General features: G+C 59.3%; 16 protein-coding genes. 6 read left to right on the top strand and 10 right to left on the bottom strand.

Annotated features, from left to right (window positions below; translation table 11 throughout):
• Positions 1-31: 31 nt before the first annotated feature.
• The gene (locus ACID345_RS13470; RefSeq protein WP_148210114.1) at positions 32-2,404 is read left to right on the top strand and encodes an exo-beta-N-acetylmuramidase NamZ domain-containing protein; all 2,373 of its coding nucleotides are present in this window, start codon (positions 32-34) and stop codon (positions 2,402-2,404) included.
• Between the two features lie 69 nt (positions 2,405-2,473).
• Here ACID345_RS13470 and ACID345_RS13465 read toward each other — a convergent pair whose 3' ends face one another.
• Together ACID345_RS13465 and ACID345_RS13460 are read right to left on the bottom strand one after the other, a co-directional pair.
• Positions 2,474-3,817, bottom strand: coding sequence for a replication-associated recombination protein A (locus ACID345_RS13465; RefSeq protein ID WP_011523416.1), 1,344 nt, complete (start codon positions 3,815-3,817; stop codon positions 2,474-2,476).
• Positions 3,814-4,629, bottom strand: a complete 816-nt coding sequence (locus ACID345_RS13460; protein WP_041855701.1) for a TrmH family RNA methyltransferase — start codon at positions 4,627-4,629, stop codon at positions 3,814-3,816. The genes ACID345_RS13465 and ACID345_RS13460 overlap by 4 nt, the downstream gene beginning before the upstream one ends.
• Before the next feature lie 130 nt (positions 4,630-4,759).
• Here ACID345_RS13460 and ACID345_RS13455 point away from each other — a divergent pair, with 130 nt between their 5' ends.
• Positions 4,760-5,407, top strand: a complete 648-nt coding sequence (locus ACID345_RS13455; RefSeq protein WP_011523414.1) for an L-threonylcarbamoyladenylate synthase — start codon at positions 4,760-4,762, stop codon at positions 5,405-5,407.
• Positions 5,404-6,012, top strand: coding sequence for a YdcF family protein (locus tag ACID345_RS13450; protein WP_011523413.1), 609 nt, complete (start codon positions 5,404-5,406; stop codon positions 6,010-6,012). The genes ACID345_RS13455 and ACID345_RS13450 overlap by 4 nt, the downstream gene beginning before the upstream one ends.
• 295 nt (positions 6,013-6,307) lie before the next feature.
• Here the strand turns inward: ACID345_RS13450 and ACID345_RS13445 are convergent, their stop codons facing one another.
• From ACID345_RS13445 to ACID345_RS13435, 3 genes are all read right to left on the bottom strand, one after another.
• Complete coding sequence (locus ACID345_RS13445; RefSeq protein ID WP_011523412.1) at positions 6,308-7,093, bottom strand: cyclase family protein; 786 nt, start codon at positions 7,091-7,093, stop codon at positions 6,308-6,310.
• Positions 7,094-7,282: 189 nt separating this feature from the next.
• Entirely contained in the window at positions 7,283-9,238 is a 1,956-nt protein-coding gene (locus ACID345_RS13440) for an amidohydrolase family protein (protein WP_011523411.1), read from the bottom strand.
• A 185-nt stretch (positions 9,239-9,423) separates the two neighbouring features.
• Positions 9,424-10,182 (bottom strand): DUF92 domain-containing protein, encoded by a 759-nt coding sequence (locus tag ACID345_RS13435; protein ID WP_011523410.1) that lies wholly within the window; start codon positions 10,180-10,182, stop codon positions 9,424-9,426.
• Positions 10,183-10,321: 139 nt separating this feature from the next.
• Between ACID345_RS13435 and ACID345_RS13430 the strand changes: the two genes are divergently transcribed.
• From ACID345_RS13430 to ACID345_RS26950, 3 genes are all read left to right on the top strand, one after another.
• Complete coding sequence (locus ACID345_RS13430; RefSeq protein ID WP_011523409.1) at positions 10,322-11,194, top strand: Ku protein; 873 nt, start codon at positions 10,322-10,324, stop codon at positions 11,192-11,194.
• Positions 11,195-11,343: 149 nt separating this feature from the next.
• Complete coding sequence (locus ACID345_RS13425; protein WP_041855700.1) at positions 11,344-11,559, top strand: hypothetical protein; 216 nt, start codon at positions 11,344-11,346, stop codon at positions 11,557-11,559.
• Between the two features lie 194 nt (positions 11,560-11,753).
• Positions 11,754-11,891, top strand: a complete 138-nt coding sequence (locus ACID345_RS26950) for a hypothetical protein (RefSeq protein WP_187148826.1) — start codon at positions 11,754-11,756, stop codon at positions 11,889-11,891.
• A gap of 36 nt (positions 11,892-11,927) precedes the next feature.
• On the opposite strand, the gene ACID345_RS13420 is transcribed toward ACID345_RS26950, so the two are convergent.
• Genes ACID345_RS13420 through ACID345_RS13400 form a run of 5 tightly spaced genes read right to left on the bottom strand, consistent with a single transcriptional unit; the run spans position 11,928 to position 17,509 of the window.
• On the bottom strand, positions 11,928-12,449 hold the full coding sequence (locus ACID345_RS13420; protein ID WP_011523407.1) for an archaemetzincin family Zn-dependent metalloprotease: 522 nt from the start codon (positions 12,447-12,449) through the stop codon (positions 11,928-11,930).
• Positions 12,449-13,828 (bottom strand): sigma-54-dependent transcriptional regulator, encoded by a 1,380-nt coding sequence (locus ACID345_RS13415; RefSeq protein WP_011523406.1) that lies wholly within the window; start codon positions 13,826-13,828, stop codon positions 12,449-12,451. The genes ACID345_RS13420 and ACID345_RS13415 overlap by 1 nt, the downstream gene beginning before the upstream one ends.
• A 3-nt stretch (positions 13,829-13,831) precedes the next feature.
• Positions 13,832-15,544 (bottom strand): sensor histidine kinase, encoded by a 1,713-nt coding sequence (locus ACID345_RS13410; RefSeq protein WP_011523405.1) that lies wholly within the window; start codon positions 15,542-15,544, stop codon positions 13,832-13,834.
• Entirely contained in the window at positions 15,531-16,727 is a 1,197-nt protein-coding gene (gene nrfD / locus ACID345_RS13405) for an NrfD/PsrC family molybdoenzyme membrane anchor subunit (protein ID WP_011523404.1), read from the bottom strand. Before nrfD ends, ACID345_RS13410 begins: the two co-directional genes overlap by 14 nt.
• The gene (locus tag ACID345_RS13400) at positions 16,724-17,509 is read right to left on the bottom strand and encodes a 4Fe-4S dicluster domain-containing protein (RefSeq protein ID WP_011523403.1); all 786 of its coding nucleotides are present in this window, start codon (positions 17,507-17,509) and stop codon (positions 16,724-16,726) included. The genes nrfD and ACID345_RS13400 overlap by 4 nt, the downstream gene beginning before the upstream one ends.
• Positions 17,510-17,617: the final 108 nt, after the last annotated feature.

The following is a 17,617-nucleotide window of genomic DNA, read 5'->3' as shown; positions in this document are numbered from 1 at the left end:
TGCTCGTGAAGGGACCCCGCTGTTGAAACAAATGTTGCGCTTTCATCTCTCGCTCATTCTGCTTCTAACTCTCGCCTTGGTTGCTCCGCTGGCGGTCGCGCAGGAACAAAGCGATCCGCGGCTGAACGTGCTCGATGGAATCCTGAATGACGCCATGCAGCGCGAACTCGCGCCGGGCGCGGTCGTCATCATCGGACACGATGGCAAAGTCGTCTATCGCAAAGCGTTCGGTTCGCGAGCGCTCACGCCGAAGCGCGAACCGATGACGGTGGACACGATCTTCGACATGGCGTCGCTGACTAAGGTGATTGCAACGACCTCGTCACTGATGAAGCTCTTCGACCAGGGGAAGATCAAGCTCGCCGATCCAGTCTCGCGCTACATCCCGGATTTTGCAGCGAACGGCAAGCAGGACATTACTGTCCGGGACTTGATGACGCACTACTCGGGGCTGCAACCTGATCTCGAGTTGAAGCCGTACTGGAGCGGATTGGACGAGGGCTACAAGCGGGCGAACGCCGAAAAGCCGACCAGCCCGGCGGGTTCGGTGTTTCGTTATAGCGATATCAACTTCATCGTGCTCGGCGAGATGGTGCAGAAGCTGAGCGGCGAGCCGCTTGAACGCTACGCGAAAGAGCGGATCTTTGAACCGCTCGGCATGGACCATACGCAATATCTACCGCCTGCCTCGTGGCGCGACAAGATCGCACCGACGGAAGTCGATGAGCGTACCGGACAAATGCTGCGCGGGACGGTGCACGATCCTACTTCGCGCATGATGGGTGGCGTCGCTGGTCACGCAGGTTTGTTCTCGACCGCGGATGACGTGGCGAAATTCGCGCAGGCGATTCTCGACAACGATGGACGGATCTGGTCACCTCTGACGGTCGAGAAGATGACAACGCCGCAGCAGCCGCAAGGCCAGCCTTGGCTGCGCGGTTTGGGTTGGGACATTGATTCGCCGTACGCGACGAATCGCGGTGAATTACTGCCGGTCGGGAGCTTTGGGCATACCGGCTTCACCGGTACGTCGCTGTGGATTGACCCGACGACCAAGACCTACATCATCCTGCTGACGAACGCGGTGCACCAGCCGAAAGGCAATGTCATCGCGCTGCGCACGCGGCTGGCGACGGCGGTGGCGGCGGCGCTCAACAATCACGTGAGTGATGACGCGAAGTTGCGACTGGCGGAGATCACGGGATATGGCGAAACGAATCCGTCGTCGCGCAGGGTCGTGGCTCGCAATGCGACCGTTTTGAACGGGATTGATGTTCTCGAGAAAAACGGCTTCGAGGCGCTGAAGGCGAAGAATGGCGGCAAGCTGCGCATTGGCGTGGTGACGAACCAGACCGGGTTCGACGCGCAGGGCCGGCGGACGATCGACGTGCTGGCGCACGCCCCTGGAGTGGAGTTGACGGCCATCTTCAGCCCGGAACATGGCATTGCCGGCGCACTGGATCAGACGAACGTCGGCAACTCGAAGGATGCGGTGACCGGCGTAACCATCTACAGCGTCTACGGTGGCTCGGATGCGAAGAAGCGTCCGTCGCAGGATGCGCTCGCGAAGCTGGACGCGGTGGTCTACGACATCCAGGACGCTGGCGTGCGGTTTTACACCTACGAAGCAACGCTTGGATATTTTCTGGAAGCTTGTGCGAAAGCAGGGAAGGAGTTCATCGTTCTTGATCGACCCGACCCAATCGGCGGGGTGTCGGTGCAAGGGCCTGTGTCGGATCCTGGAACCGAGAGTTTTGTGAATTACACCTCCATTCCTCCTCGGCACGGTATGACCGTCGGCGAACTGGCGAAGCTCTATAACGAGACGCGCAACATTCACGCCAAGCTCACGGTAGTGAAGATGCAGGGCTGGGAGAGGGGCGACTGGTTCGATTCGACCGGACAGTTGTGGATCAATCCGTCGCCGAATCTGCGCAGTTTGACGGAGGCGATTCTTTATCCCGGCGTTGGGCTGATCGAGTACACCAACATTTCGGTCGGGCGCGGCACGGACACACCGTTCGAAGTGGTCGGTGCGCCGTGGATCAAGGCGCAGGAACTTGCTGCGTATCTCAATGCGCGTAGAATTCCCGGCGTGCGATTTGTGCCGATCGAGTTCGCGCCCACGAGCGCGGTATATGCAAATGAAAAATGTTTCGGCGTAAACATCGTGCTCACCGATCGGGAGTTCCTGGATTCGCCCGAGCTGGGAGTCGAGTTGGTTTCGGCGTTGTACACGCTCTATCCGCAGCAGTGGCACGTGGACAAGCTGGACGGACTTCTCGTGAATAAAGAAGTACTGGCGGAGATCAAAGCCGGAGTGGATCCGCGACGGATTGCGGATGGGTATCGCGAGCGACTGGAAGAGTTTGAGAAGGTGAGAGGGAAGTACTTGCTGTACTGAAACTTCGGAGCAGACAGGGATCCTTCGACTCCGTTTCGCTGCGCGAAACTCCGCTCAGGATGACAGAGACTAACTCTGTGGCTCCGAATCTCCGTGCTGGCTTTTCCTGCGCCGGATTTCTTCCAGTCGCGTGCGGATGCGCTGCTCGATACCTTGATCGGTTGGGTGGTAATAAACGCGGTCTTTGAGGTTGTCGGGCAGGCACTGCATGTCGGCGACTTTGGCTTCGAGGTCGTGCGCGTACTGATATCCCGAGCCGTAGCCAATTTCCTTCATGAGTTTGGTAGGCGCGTTGCGCAGGTGCAGCGGTACTGGATCAGCAGCGGTTTTTTCGACGTCGGCTTGGACATCACCGTACGCGGTGTAGAGCGCATTCGATTTCGGCGCGATGGAGAGATACACAACCGCCTGTGCGAGTGCGAGGTTGGCTTCCGGCATACCGAGGAAATCGATGGCGTCCTTGGCCGCGAGGGTGAGAGCGAGAGCGTTGGGATCGGCGAGGCCGATGTCTTCTACAGCCATGCGCACTACGCGGCGCGCGATGTAGAGCGCGTCTTCGCCAGATTCGATCATGCGGGCGAGCCAATAGAGCGCCGCGTCGGGATCGCTGTTGCGGACCGATTTATGAAGCGCCGAGATGAGGTTGTAATGCTCTTCGCCGGATTTGTCGTAGCGCAGCACGCGGCGTTGCAGAGCATCAGCGACAATCTGCTCGGTGATGATGCGCTCGGAAGTCGCGCCAGCAGCTTGTGCGGCGACTTCGAGGACGTTGTATCCGGAGCGTGCGTCGCCACTGGCGTAGGCGGCGATGCGGGCGAGCGCAATATCTTCGGCGGTGACATGGAGTTCGGCGAGGCCGCGCTCGGTGTCGGTAAGGGCGCGGCGTAGCAGGCCGACGATTTGCTCTTCGGTGAGCGGAGTGAGCGTATAGACGCGACTGCGCGAGAGCAGCGCGGAATTCACCTCAAACGACGGGTTCTCGGTGGTCGCACCGATGAGCTTGATGTTGCCTCGCTCCACGTGCGGAAGGAACGCGTCCTGCTGGGCGCGGTTGAAGCGGTGAATTTCGTCCACGAAAAGGATCGTTCGCGTGCCGTATTGGCGGACGCGTTCGGCGTCCGCCATCACCTGCTTGATCTCTTTAATTCCGGAGAGCACTGCGGAGAACTCGATGAAGTCCGCGTGCGTCATTGCGGCAATAATCTTCGCTAGCGTGGTTTTGCCGACGCCCGGCGGGCCCCAGAAGATGAGCGAACCGATGTCGTCGCGATCGATCTGTACACGCAGCGGCTTGCCGGGAGCGAGGATGTGTTCTTGGCCCGCGAATTCGTCGAGCGTGCGCGGACGCATGCGATCGGCGAGGGGACGGTCGCGGTCCGACTGCTCGGGACGGGATGTGTCGAAGAGACTCATTGTGTGTTGCGCTGCCTGGCGGCTTCGTACATCACGATAGATGCAGCGATGCCGGCGTTGAGAGATTCGACCTTGGGCGAATGCGGGATAGCGAGCGTGCCGTCGACTGAGGCGAGCACGTCGCGCGGGACGCCGGCGCCTTCGCCGCCGATGAGGACGATGGTCGGGCCGGTGAAATCAACTTCCGGGAGCGGTTCGCCTTTGTGCGACGACGTGGCGAGGATCTGCACGCCTTTAGCGCGGAGTTGTTCGAGGGCGGCGGGCCACTCGACCTTGACGACCGGCAGCCGGAAGACAGAGCCGCTGCTGCCGCGAATAACCTTGGGATTCCACGGTGAGGCGGTCTTGTCGCCAATCAAAACGCCTGTCGCGCCGAAGGCCTCCGCAGACCGCAGGATGGTGCCGAGATTTCCAGGGTCCTGTACGCCGGCGACGCCGAGCAGCATTGGATTCTCCGCCCGCAGCAGGTCCTCGAGTTTGAATGTCTTGAGCTTCACCAGTGCAGCGACACCTTGCGGAGATTCGGTCAGCACGGCGCTGGAGAAGACTTCGTCGGGCAAAAGCAGCGTCTCAACGTTGGAGTGGATTTGCGGGAGAAGCTTGCCGGCTCGGTCTTCGGCGGCCTGGCTGAAGAAGATAGTCTTGAAGCGGAGGCCGCTGCGAATGGCTTCTTCCAGCAGGTGGACGCCTTCGACAGCAGAGTAGCCGTCGTCAGTGGGGCGTCCGGTGTGGAAGGCGGCCCGCAGTTCCTTGACGGCGTTGTTCTGGCGGCTGGTGATCAGCCTGAGACGGTCGTTGGGTGATTGGTCCAATTTGGTTTTCCGCAGTCCATGATACCTGCTGGCGTTCCGCACCGCGCTCTAAGCGTGGTAAGCTGCTAATTCGCGGATCAACTGTGAAAGCCTCTGTATCCGCTAGCTCGCCTATTCGAGGGACAGACGGGTGCGACCCGAAATCATAAAAATCAATAGCGCTGAACCCGAACAGAAGCTTGTTGCTTATGTCGCCGACCAGTTGAAAGCTGGGATGGTGCTGGGAATGCCCACGGACACGTTTTATGGGCTCGCCGCCGATCCCTTTAATTTGCGCGCGGTTGAGCGCATTTATGAAATCAAGAGCCGTTCGCGGCACAAGCCTTTGTCGCTGATGATTGAATCGGTGGACCAGGCCGAGGAATTGGCGCAGGACCTGCCTTCGAGCTTCTACCTTTTGGCGCGCCGCTTCTGGCCGGGACCGTTGACCATGATTATCCGGGCGCACGCACGCTTGCCGCTGAAGGCTACGGCGAATTCGGGGAACATTGCAGTCCGCATTCCGTCCGCGCCGATTCCGCTCGCGGTACTGAAGGCAGCGGGACTTCCGATTACGGCGACTTCGGCGAACCTGAGCGGGCAGGCGGAGTGTACGACGGCGCGAGCGCTCAAGCAGCAAATGGAAGAGCGACTGCCTCTGATCATCGACGGCGGCAACTCGCCGCGCGATGTGCATTCGACGATTGTAGATTTGAGCTCCGGGGACGGGCAGTGGCGGATCATCCGCGAAGGCGCCGTATCGCAGGAGCAGATTTCGGAGATGTTCGAGCAGGGATGACCCGGGTTCCGTTTGCCCGTAGAAAAATCGCGGCTCTCGTGCTGACAGTTGTCGTCGCGGGAGCCCTTTTCTTTTACGCGTGGACGTGTGTGCGGGTGATGCAGCAGGCGGAGACGGATGAACGGCGTCCGGTAGACGCGATCGTGGTGTTCGGGGCTGCGGAGTATTCAGGGAGGCCATCGCCGGTGCTCAAGGCGAGGCTGGACCATGGGCTTGATCTTTTTCGCCAGGACATGGCGCCCTTCGTGATCACCACTGGTGGCGCGGGCGGCGACTTACACTTCAGCGAAGGCGGAGTCGGCCGGGACTACCTGCTGAAGAACGGTGTGCCCGATGCATCGCTGATTGGCGAAACCCAGGGCGGCGATACCGCGCAGTCGGCGGAGCGGGTGGCGGTGATCATGCGCACAAACGGGATGAAGACGTGCCTCGCGGTGAGCGACGCGTATCACCTGTTCCGGGTGAAGCGCATGATGGAGGAGCAGGGGATGGAATGCTACGGGTCGCCACGGCCCGGATCGGTTCCGCGTACCTTCTGGGCGAGATTTTGGGCGATCCAGAGGGAAGCATTCAGCTATTGTTTGTGGAAACTGCGAGTGACATAAATTGTTGTCAAGTCACAAAATTTGTAAAAACTGGCGTAAGTGGATGAATCAGGGCGAGATATAAATTTCGGAAAAGTGTCCGGTTTACCCCCTCCGGTTTGATATTCTGAAAATAGAGGGGAAGAAAAAGAAGTTCCCCAAGGGATTAGACCCCGTCGATGAAAATCGGCGGGGTTTTTGTTTGCGCGCGCGAAACGGGAGAGGGCGAGAGTAGGGATCCTTCGACTGCGCAGCACTTTGTGCTGCTTCGCTCAGGATGAAACAGGGGAATGGTTTAAGGGGGATGGATAAAGTGTTACTTCAACATTGCAAGGAGCCGGGTGGGAGCACCGGAACCGTGTTGGAACTTGGCGGGGGCTACTACCAGGGTGGCGCCAGACTCGGGAGTAATCGCGAGGTTCGCAACGTTTTCGAGGTGATATACGCTGCGGGCCATCGTGTACTGGTGGACTGGATTTTCGCGGCTATCGCCTGGGTCCACGCTCATGGTATCCGTACCGATGCCGACTACGTAGCGGGCGTCCACGAGGAACTGCGCGGCTTCCAGCGAGAAACCGGGGAAGTGCATGACGCCGTGGGCGTCGGCATTGCGGAAGGCCTTGGCATCGTTCCAGCGTTCGCCCCATCCGGTACGAATCACGACGATGGCGGCTTGCGGGATGTGGCCGTGAGTATCTTCCCAGGCGGCGATGTCAGCCACGGTGAGCTGATAGTCGGGGTTGGCCTTGGCTTTCTGCGTGATGTCGATGATGGCTAGCGGACGAACCAGGCGCTCGGCGGGGATCTGGTCCACGGTCCAGAGGCTCGCGGCGTAGTGCGCCGGGGCGTCAATGTGGGTGCCAAAGTGTTCCGGCAGGGTCAATTCTCGGGCGTAGTAGCCGTGGGAATCGTGCCGGGCGGTGGTTTTAGCGCTGTATTTCTCGGAGTCGTCCCAGGTTGGGGAGGACTCGGTCATGGTGTGCGTGAGGTCGAGGATGGTAGTCACGGTGAGCGGGGTGGCGACGACGCTGCGATGCTTGGCAACCAGGAGGATCGCCAGCGCGAGGCACCAGAACACCGTAAATGTCTTCCACTTAATCATGCAACCGTCGCGAAACCGAAGCCGGAGCAGCTCACTTTGGGTTAGATGCCTGGGGTAAGGGTTCGGTCAACAACTTCGCTGTGAAAAGGATGACACTTTTTGTAATGGAGACAAGATTATTTGTTGGTTCGGGGTGGTTACGAGAGGACTACCCCTGTTGAGGTGGCACCTAACGGGGTAGCCCCATTTTCATTTGGTGCGGGTCAGGCGGTAGTTGATCCAGACCTCGTTGGCGCCGTTGTAATTCAGCTTGGAGGATTGGGCCTCGAAGCCGGAGCGTTCGACTTTGATGCTGCAATCCGCGCAGGGGGCAGTGGTTTCGAACGTGAAGTGGCCGTCGCGGCGGTTGTTCTTCGAACTGAGTTCTTTGCCGGTGGCGTCGAGGAGCGTGACCTTAACGCGGAAGACGGGATAGCCGTCCTCGTCGGTGACCATGCCTTGAATGGCGCCGCGGGCGGGCTGGCCTTCGGGGATGTCATCCCGGAATTTCCAGCCGGGGCCGCGCAGGGGGCGTCCGCCGGTTTGGCCGGTGAGCTTGTCGTTTTCGACGGAGAGAACCCCGTTGACGAACACATATCGGAAGCCGATGGAGGGATGGTTGGGATCGGCGAACGTTGCGACGTCATGGATTTTGTCAGGATCGAAGATGACGACGTCGGCGAAGTAACCGGTCTTGAGCAAGCCGCGATCGCGCAGCTTCATGCGCGCGGCGGGCTGCGAACTGGCTTTGCGAATTGCGTCTTCGAGGCTGAGGTTGTGGTCGTCGCGGACGTATTTGCCGAGGACGCGTGCAAAAGTGCCCCACGAACGGGGGTGGGTTTTGGACTCGCTCAGCGGGCCATCTTCGGCGGCCTCTCCGTAATCGGTGTCGAAGCTGACCCACGGTTCGCGCATCGCGAGTTTGAGGTCGTCTTCGTTCATCTCGAAGTAGACGGCGCCGACGTTGTCGTGGTCGGCGGCGACGAGGTCGAGGATGGCGTCGAGCTGATCTTTGTTTTCGGCAGCGGCGATCTGCTCGATGTTCATGCCTTCGTATTTCTTGAGCTCGGGCTTGAGCACGGAGATGACGAGGATGCCTTTGCCGCCGCCAGTGCCTCGCCACATGTTGTCGAAGCCCTGCTCATTGCTGAGCAAGAGCTTCTTGATTTCGGCGCGAGTAGCGGGATCCTGCAGGCGTTTTACGAAGGCATCGGCGCCGCCCTCGTGATAGCGCGCGGGAATGAGCGCGCCGAGGGAAGTTGCGGAGGCGATGTAGGGATAGAGGTCGGCGGTGATGTCGAGGTCTTCGGCGCGGGCCTTGTTGATCTCGGCGAGGATGGCGGGCATCTTTCCCCAGTTATCTTTGCCGGCGACTTTGAGGTGCCAGATTTCGGCGGGGATGTGGGCTTCGCGCGCGATCTGTTCGACCTCGTGAATGGCGGACATCTCGTCTTCGCTCTCGTTGCGAATGTGCGAGGAGTAAATGCCGTCATGGGCGGCGGCGATTTTCGCTAGCGCGATGAGTTCGTCGGTCTTGGCGTATTGGCCGGGAGCGTACATCAGAGCACTGGAGAGTCCCATCGCGCCTTGGGACATCGCGTCGTCCACGAGGTCCTGCATGTCTTTGAGTTCGTCGGCGGTGGGGGCGCGGTTGGCGGTACCGATGACGTAGTTGCGGACTTGCGCGGCGCCGACGTAGGTGCCGAGATTCACGCCGGGCTTGGCTTTCGCAAGGCGGAAGAAGTAGCCGTCGAAGTCGGTCCAGTCGAGGGTGACGTGAAAGTGATCGGTGAAGTCCTTCGCGTCGTTTTTCAGACGGTCGTTGAGGGGCGCGGCGGTATCGCCTTCACCGGTGATTTCCGTCGTGATGCCCTGGCGAAGTTTGCTCGTGGCGCGATTGTCGATCAACAGGTCGAGTTCGGACTGGCCGAGCATGTCAATGAAGCCCGGCGCGATGACGAGACCTTTGGCGTCGATGGTGCGTTTCGCGGTGGCGTCTTGTGGAGCGGTGCCGATGAACGTGATGCGGTCGTTGGTGATGCCGATGTCGGCATAGAACCAGGGATTACCGGTGCCATCGACGAGGCGGCCGTTGCGGATCAGTGTGTCATATTGCGCGAGCAGAGGGGAGCAGAGGAAGAGAAGCACGAGGGCTACGCGGCGCAATTGGGCCTCCTATGAAAAGCAACAGCAGATCCCACGTCGCGCTTCGCGCTCCTCTGGATGACAAGAGAGGGTGTGGAGATGCGAGCGGTGATGTGGCTTACGCGAAGATATGTGCTTCCGCGAAAAGAGTGCGTGCTTTCGCGAAATGAAAAATCTGTGGGACGGATTGTAAACGAGGGTGGAAATCAGCCGGTGAGCCAGGAGATGAGGAGGGCTAGGTCGGCGGCGAAGATGGTGGCGAGGAAGTTTACGCCGTCGTTGCCGAGGAGGCCGCGAGTTTCGATGGTTGCGCCGAGGATGCTGTCGAAGAGCATGCCGGCGAAGCCGCATCCGGCGGCGGTGAGAGACCACCAGATATCCAGCAGACCGGTGAGCCACGCGAGGAAGGCGACGAAGAGGGCGGCGAGGAGTCCGCAGGTGGTTCCACCGAGACTGATTGCACCGTCGGGGCCGGGTTCGACGCGGCGAAAAGGGATGAGCAGAAACGTGGGGCCGCGAAGAGCTTCGCCGGTTTCGCTGCTCACGGTGTCGGCGGCGGTCTCAGCGAGGGCAGCGATGGCGCCGGGCATCAAATAGGTCGTGGAGTGAGGGAATAGCACGCATGCGCCACAAACCGCAGCGGCGGCGGAGACGTTGGCGAGAACCTGGCGGCCGTCGCGACCGTTGTGCTGTACGGGTTTGCCGTGCTGCTCTTTGACGGGGCGTCGCCAGTGGGTGGCGGCGGCGGTGACCAGGAAAACCCCGAAAAGGACGAAAAATCCGGCGACTCCGGTACCGAGATAGATGGCAAATGCGACAGCGAAGCCCGCGAGAGCACCCCCGGGAGTTACGCCCTTCAGCCAACGCGCCCAGAGCGCAAAAATCGCGGTGACGGCGAGCGCAGCGGCGATGCGCGACGACAGGACGTCATGCGATGAAAAGGCGAAAGTATTCAGAACGTACACAATTTAGGCTTTCCGCGGCTTGACTTATCTCGGCTATACTTTTCGGCATCGTAACAGGTGTGAGGCGAAGCCGCGAAATGGCCGTCGCTTGCGCCGGACGCAAATTCCCTGGGAAAACTTAATTCGCTTTGAGGAGCTTATGGCGGCTTCGGTTTGGTCGGGCTATCTAACTTTCGGATTGATTTCAATGCCGGTGCGGCTGTTTTCAGGCGCGCGCGGATCGCGAATTTCTTTCAACCAGTTGCATCGTGAGGACCACGCTCGGGTGAAGCAGCAGCTGGTGTGCTCGGCTGACGGCAAGGTGCTGGAGCGCGACGAGATCGTAAAGGGATATGAGTACCGCAAAGGCGAGTACGTGATCATCGATCCCGAAGAGTTGAAGAAGATCGAGCCCAAGACGGCGAAGTCGATGGAGATCCTCGAGTTTGTAAAGGCCGAAGAGGTCGATCCGGTGTATTTCGAGACCTCTTACTACTTGCAACCGGATGAAGGCGGCGAGAAGCCGTACGCGCTGCTGGTGCAGGCGCTGAAGGAATCCGATTACATGGGCATCGCGAAGGTGACGATGCATAACCGCGAGTACACGGTGTTCCTGCGTCCGCACACCAGCGGAATCATGCTGCACACCATGTACTACGAAGACGAAGTGCGCAAGATGGAAGCGCCGAAAATCACCAGCGAGGTGAAGCCGGCAGAAGTGAAGATCGCGCACCAACTGATCGAGGCACTGGCAGGCAAGTTCGAGCCGGAGAAGTTCCACGACGTTTACGAAGCAAACGTGAAGAAATTGATCGAGGCGCATCTGGAAGGGCAGGACGTGGAGGCAGTGGCGAAACCTGCGAAGCCCGCGAAGGTGGTTGATTTGATGGACGCCCTGAAGCAGAGCCTGGCGGCGATGAAAGACCAGAAGAAGGGTTCGCGCCTGGCTGAGGTGGACAAGGAATCCACCGTGCAGATGACGCCGAAGAAGCCGGCGGTGAAGGAGCGGAGAGGGAGAAAGCGGGTCGCATAGCGAGGTTTTGCAGGCCGGGGCAGTCGCGGGACGGGTTAAGGCATCCGCCGGATAACGTTCTGGTAATGTTCCTGATGAAATTACCAGTACAAAATCGTTATAATTGATGCATGGCCCGCGGTTGGGAAAGTAAGTCTGTGGAAGGTCAAATGGAATCTGCTGCATCCCTGGCTCCCGTACCTGACGAATCGAAAAACAACTTCACCCCTGAAATGCAGGAAAAGGCGCGCAAGCGCCAAGGCATTCAGTTGGCTCGGAAACGCATCCTGCAACAGCTAGAAGCGAGCGGAAACGAGCGCTATACGCAAATGCTCAAGGACTCGCTGGCAGACCTTGATTCCGAACTGGCAAAGCTCGAGAGCTAGCCAGCCTTCGAAATAAGTAACGAAGAACGCGGCGCCGCCCGGCGCGAAGTCGTGCTGCATTCCTGTGCAGCGTGAGTTCTCTCTAATCCCTACTCACAGCGCCGATGTCTCGGCACCTCACAGAGGTGGGTGAGGCAGGTCACATCCTCAAGTTCGGTACTCGCGTGAGAATGACAGCCATTGGAGGTGGCAGTATGCCAGTCCTCGTAATCGCCGTCGTTTTCTTCATCATCTTTCTCATCATGGGAGTGATGCTCTCCTCGGCCATGCTTGCGGAACATCACACGAACAATGTTCTTGCGCGCGAAGGCAAGGAGCATCCGGCGAAGTAGTTATCCCAGGTTTATTCGTGGGGACGCCGTTGACGGCTAGACGATCCGCGATGCGCAGTCGCTGCAGAACGTCGGCTGCTTAATATCAATCCACTCCACCGCGTGGGACGCGGCCATCACACAGTTGTAGTCATCGCAATGGGTGAGTTGAAGGGTGTGTCCGAGCTCGTGGACCGACTCGGTCAAAAGCCGCTGAGCCAGTAGTTGCTTGTCTTCCGGGAGCCCGTAAAATTCCTGGCGGAGACGATGGGTGGAGACAATCGCCAGCTTTCCGCCGATCTGAGCTTCGCCAAAAACGAACGTCAAAATGGGGATGTACAAGTCTTCGGTGGTGACGCCGAGCAGCTTCCAGGTTTGGTCGCTAACATAGGGCTGCATGCGTGCGATCAGCTCGCTGGAATGGTACTGCTCCCGCTCGGGATGATAGGCGACTCGCGGATCCAGCGCCGGTTGCAGGAGGGTGCAGGGAACGCGGAAGAGCTCACAGAGCTGCCTCTGCAGCCACCCGAGCAGGTCGGGCGGTACGTTCCCGATCGGCAATAGGTGCAGTTCTTTCATCAGTCACGCGTCGCAGTGGTGGTTTTCTGCCAGCCGTATCTCTTGATCTTGTGATGCAGTGTAACGCGGTCGATGTCGAGCATTTCGGCGGCGCGGGTCTGGTTCCAATTCGTTTCATCGAGCACGTGCAGGATGTGCTCCTTCTCGATGTCTTCGAGGGTCTTGGGAGTGCCGGTGCCGTTGGTGCTGCTCATGGTTGCCGCGGCCTTGACCTTGAGGACGAAGTCAGTTTCGCGCAGCTCCGGCTCTTGTGCGACGACCATGGCGCGTTCGACCGCGTTCTCCAACTCGCGCACGTTTCCGGGCCACGGATATTGTTGAAGCATGTTCATGGCCGGTGAGGCCACACGCGTAACGCGCTTGTTCATCTGCTCGGCAAACTTCTTAGTGAAATGATTTACGAGCAGCGGAATGTCTTCGCGGCGATCGCGGAGCGGTGGGAGTTCGATGCGAAAAACGTTCAGGCGATAGAAGAGGTCGGGACGGAAGTGACCTTCTTCGATCAGCTTTTCAAGATCTTTGTTGGTCGCGGCGACGATGCGGAAATCGACCTTGATCGGCTGATTGCCACCGACCCGCACGATCTCGCGCTCTTGTAGTACGCGGAGCAAGTCGGTTTGGGTCTTAAGGCTGATGTCACCGATTTCATCCAGGAAAACCGTTCCGCCTTCGGCGACTTCGAATTTGCCCTTCTTGCGATACTGAGCGCCGGTGAAGGCTCCTTTTTCGTGGCCGAAGAGTTCGCTTTCGAGCAGGGTTTCCGTCAGGGCACCGCAGTGCACCGGGACCATGGGATGGAAACGCCGCGTGCTGAGCGCATGGATGGCGCGGGCAACGACCTCTTTGCCGGTGCCGCTTTCGCCGGTGATGAGCACGGTGGCGTCGGTCGGCGCAACGGTTTCGATGGCGTCATTAATCTTCTTCATCGCGTCGCTGCGCCATACGAGATCCACGTGTGCGTGTTCTTCGATCTGTTCTTTCAGGCGCACGTTTTCCTGCTCGGTGCGCTTGTGGGCGAGGGCTTTGCTGACGAGGTGCGCGGTTTCTTCGGGATCGAGAGGCTTGGTGATGTAGTCATACGCACCGTTGCGCAAGGTCGCGACGGCGGTTTCTACCGAGGCGTAGCCGGTCATCATGATGACTATGAGGCCGGGGACGAGTTCGTGCAGTTTGCGCTGGAGTTCCACGCCGTCGGTGCCGCGCATTTTGATATCGAGCAGGGCGAGATCGTAGGTCTGCTCGGCGACACGCGACAGCGCTTCGTTGGCGCTTTCGCCGACGGTGACTTCGTAGCCCTCTTCGCGGAACCACTTGGCGAGGGAATCGCGCACGCTTAATTCGTCGTCTACTACCAGTAATTTGCCCTTGGAAACACTCATGACTTACCTCATTGCATCTTGGTTCGCTGCCGCTGGAGAAAACTCATAGCTCTCATCCGATAGGGGCAGATAAACGTTGAAAGTTGTTCCACGGCCGACTTGGGAGTCGACTTCGATGCGGCCGTTGTGACGCTCCACGATGTTGTGGCTGATTGCCAGGCCTAGCCCGACGCCCTTGCCGGTGTCCTTCGTAGTGAGGAAGGGCTCGAAGAGTCGAGGCAGGATCTCCGATGAGATTCCCATGCCGTCGTCTTTGACCTGGAGCAGAAGCTCGCTGTGGTCGGTGATGGTGGTGGCGATCCATAGATTGCCGCCATGCGGCATGGCATCAATCGCGTTCATCGTCAGCGCGAGGAGCACTTGTTCAATCTGTGCAGCGTCCGCATGCACTACTGGCATGTCTGAAGCTGTGTCAACGTGAATTTGAATGCCGCCCATCTCGAGCTTGTGAGCCGCGAGCTTTACGACCCGGTCCACGATGGGATTGACCGCGATCCATTCGAGATTGATCGGATTCGTGCGCGAGAAACTCAGCAGGTTCTTGACGAGATCGCCGCAGCGACGGCTCTCCGTGGCGACGAGATCGAGGTTCTCGGCCATCTCGTGGCGCTTGGGCTCGTCGTCGAAGATACCTTTCTCGATCCAGCGCTTCACCAGCTTGGAGTAGGTGAGGATGCCGGACAGCGGGTTGTTGATCTCGTGCGCAACGACGGCTGCCATTTTGCCGATGGTCGCCATCTTTTCTACGTGTAGCATGCGCTCGGCGGCTTTCTTTAATTCGCTCGTCTTCTCCAGGACGCGGTCTTCGAGGGTGCGGTTCCATGCCGTGATTTCATCGCGTGCGTTGCGAAGCTGGCTGCTCATCTCGTTGAACGAGTGCGCGAGTTCGCCAACTTCGTCGTGCGATTGATTTTCAAGTTCTAGCTGATAGCCGAGGTCGCCATGAGTGAGGCGCTCCGTGCCGGCTTTGAGCTTGCCCAGCGGTTCGTGTACTACGCGCCAAACGAAGAGCCAGGCCGCGAGGCAGATGAGGACGGACGCGATGAGGGTATAGCCGATCATCGTCCAACTGCTTTCGGCGAGGGCGGCATCGGCCTTCGCGAGCGAGAGGTCAACATCGAGCACGCCGAGGATCTGCTGTTCTTTCGGATGCGCGTGGCAGGCGGCGTTAGAACAACTTTCCTGGTTCTCGATGGGGGTGATGATGCCGAGCACGCGTTCGCCATTTTCACGATAGATACGGAAGCGATCGGGCCGGTTGAGTTTCGTGAGCGGCGCGGCCTGGACGTGGCAGGCGTAGCAGGCCTCGGCGTTCTTGTCGATCTGCCGATTGACTTCGCCGGAGTCGCTGGAGTAGCGGATTAGACCTTCCTGATTGATGATCCGGATGCGCTTGATGCCGGGCTCGTCGGCCATGGTGCGGATGATCTCGTACAGGCCTTCGCGGTCATTGCGCATCATGTAATGGGAAGTGCTGCGTTTGACCACGTCGCTATTGCGCTCTGCGGCTACGAGAGTGACGGATTCGAGATGCTGCCGGTGCAGGCGAATGTTGACGAAGCCGAGCGCGCCGAAGATTGCGAGCAGCGCTCCGATGAGCAACACCAGCAACTTGGCGCTGATCGTCTGCAAAAGTCGTTGCCAGCGCTGCATAGTGGCGTCGCCGCTTGCTTTGAGCGGTTGCGGCGACGCCCCGGATTTGTCAGTCTCCGGCATTGGCCATGGCCGACGCTACTACGGGAGCATCGGCAGGAACCGCATGAGCCCTGGCTTCGCGCTTGTGCTCTTCTTCTGGGAAGATGGGAAAGTATTTCGCCACCAGGCCGAAGATCGCAAAGCCGACCGCGATGATCGCGCCAGTGATTGCCATCTCCGTCCACTTTGGAATGTAGTGCGTGCCCGCCGACGACTCGATGCCGGTGATGCTGACATTGAGGCGATTGGTGATGAAGCCGAGCACGACCATGACCGCTACCAGGTACAAGCCCTGCGCGCTCATCCGGACCTTTTTGAAGAAGAGCAGTACCAGCGGGCACAGGATGAGGAAGGCTTCCACCCAGAACAAATGCTGTTCGTAGCCGTTGACGAAGATCTGCGACAGCATGTGACGGTGGTAGAGATCTTCGAAGCGCAGGATGGAATACACCAGCAGCACGACCAGTAGCACGCGTCCGAGAAGCTGCAGGATCGGCAATTCGAGGGCGCGACCGAAGTACTTCGAGCTCATGGAGGATTCGAAGATGGTCATCGCAAGGCCGACGGCGATTGCGGAGAGGAAGAAGAACGCCGGCAGGATCGGCGTGTACCAGAACGGATGCAGCTTGTTCGGCATGATCAGGTAGACCGTGCCGAGCGAGGACTGGTGCAGCGTCGAGAGGATCACGCCGCAGATCACGACCACAACCGAGATCTTCGACAGGATCGCGAGTGGCTTGTGCAGGTTGAATTTCTCCAGCACTACCGGCGCGAACTCCAGAGCCAACACCGTGCTGTAGAGCATTACGCAGTAGGCGACTTCGAACATCACCGAGTGCGGATTGCGCATGACCAGCGGGTGCCAGATGCGATACGGACGGCCAAGATCAAAGAGCAGGGCAACGCTGACCAGGCTGTAACCCAGGAACGCCGTTAGCACCGTGGGCCGCACGATGGGGTGCAGCTTTTTGATGTTGAAGATGTGCACCGCGGCGGTGAGGGTGAAGCCGCCGGCGGCGAGCATCACGCCGCAGAGGACGTCGAAGCCGACCCACAAGCCCCAGGGGAACTGGTCGGTGAGGTTGGTCGAGGCGCCGAGGCCGTAACGGAAGCGGATCCACGTGGAATACGCACCGATGGCCATGAAGAACAACAGGACGACTTTCCAGAACGTAAAGCGGAACTTAGGTAGAGGGTTCGTCACTGGCGGCCTCCGTTTTTCTTTTCTTTTTCGGCTTTCTCAGCGGCTTCGACAGCGGCGACTTCTTCGCGGCGATGCGTGATCCAGTAAATGCCGCCGAGCATCACGCCACCGATTGGCACGAAGTCAGGAATGCGCGAGAGAACGCGGAAGGTGTACATCGGCAGCGGGTCCTGTACGACGTCGGCACGCAGGCCGTAATCTTCAAACTTTGTTCCAGCGGCGGCCAGGAGAAGTACCGAGGTCCCGCCGACTTCAGACTTTCCGAAGATGTGGGACAAATATTGGCTCGGATTCTTATCAATGCGCTCTTGCGCTTCTTTCAGAAGCTCGTCGCGTTCACCAAACTTGGTTGCGCCGGTGGGACAGACTTCGGCGCACGAGGTCATGCCGCCCTTGGAGACCTTGTCGTAGCACATGGTGCACTTGCGGATCTGGGGCAGCGGTTTCTCCCACTCGTATTTGGGAACGCCGAACGGGCAGGCTGCCATGCAGTAGCGGCATCCCATGCAGCGGTGCTCTTCATAAATCACCGGGCCGATTTCGGTCTTCTGTAGGGCGCCGACCGGGCAGACGGAAGCGCAGGCCGGTTCCAGGCAGTGCTGGCAGAGGCGGCGCATGTATTTGTCCTGCTTGTTCAGGACGGCTGTGAGCTTGTGCGACGAAGTGAATTCCTGGGCTGCGACTTTGTCGTCATAGGCGAGCCCGGCGTGTTTCGCGCAAGCCTCTTCACAGGCCTTGCAGTCGATGCACATCGTGGCGTCGTACAGAATGGACTTATTCATGACCCCCTCCGCGAAGTACTTCAGGTGAAACCAAGGGGTGCGCCGGGGAAGCCAGCTTCAAAGCCCCGGTTGGTAGGCCGAATTCGGCGGTTCCGCGCATGCCCACCC

The organism is Candidatus Koribacter versatilis Ellin345 (assembly GCF_000014005.1).
GTDB classification, from domain to species: Bacteria; Acidobacteriota; Terriglobia; order Terriglobales; family Acidobacteriaceae; genus Korobacter; species Korobacter versatilis_A.
The sequence above is the reverse complement of the archived record's forward strand: the minus strand, read 5'-3'. Positions and strand labels throughout refer to the sequence as shown.

Excerpts from the sequence above, each read along its gene's own strand:
- ACID345_RS13470 (WP_148210114.1), top strand. The coding sequence starts at position 32 with ATGTTGCGCTTTCATCTCTCGCTCATTCTGCTTCTAACTCTCGCCTTG.
- ACID345_RS13465 (WP_011523416.1), bottom strand. The coding sequence starts at position 3,817 with ATGAGTCTCTTCGACACATCCCGTCCCGAGCAGTCGGACCGCGACCGT.
- ACID345_RS13450 (WP_011523413.1), top strand. The coding sequence starts at position 5,404 with ATGACCCGGGTTCCGTTTGCCCGTAGAAAAATCGCGGCTCTCGTGCTG.
- ACID345_RS13410 (WP_011523405.1), bottom strand. The coding sequence starts at position 15,544 with ATGCCGGAGACTGACAAATCCGGGGCGTCGCCGCAACCGCTCAAAGCA.
- ACID345_RS13445 (WP_011523412.1), bottom strand. The coding sequence starts at position 7,093 with ATGATTAAGTGGAAGACATTTACGGTGTTCTGGTGCCTCGCGCTGGCG.
- ACID345_RS13400 (WP_011523403.1), bottom strand. The coding sequence starts at position 17,509 with ATGAATAAGTCCATTCTGTACGACGCCACGATGTGCATCGACTGCAAG.
- ACID345_RS13425 (WP_041855700.1), top strand. The coding sequence starts at position 11,344 with ATGGAATCTGCTGCATCCCTGGCTCCCGTACCTGACGAATCGAAAAAC.
- ACID345_RS13415 (WP_011523406.1), bottom strand. The coding sequence starts at position 13,828 with ATGAGTGTTTCCAAGGGCAAATTACTGGTAGTAGACGACGAATTAAGC.
- ACID345_RS26950 (WP_187148826.1), top strand. The coding sequence starts at position 11,754 with ATGCCAGTCCTCGTAATCGCCGTCGTTTTCTTCATCATCTTTCTCATC.
- ACID345_RS13430 (WP_011523409.1), top strand. The coding sequence starts at position 10,322 with ATGGCGGCTTCGGTTTGGTCGGGCTATCTAACTTTCGGATTGATTTCA.
- ACID345_RS13420 (WP_011523407.1), bottom strand. The coding sequence starts at position 12,449 with ATGAAAGAACTGCACCTATTGCCGATCGGGAACGTACCGCCCGACCTG.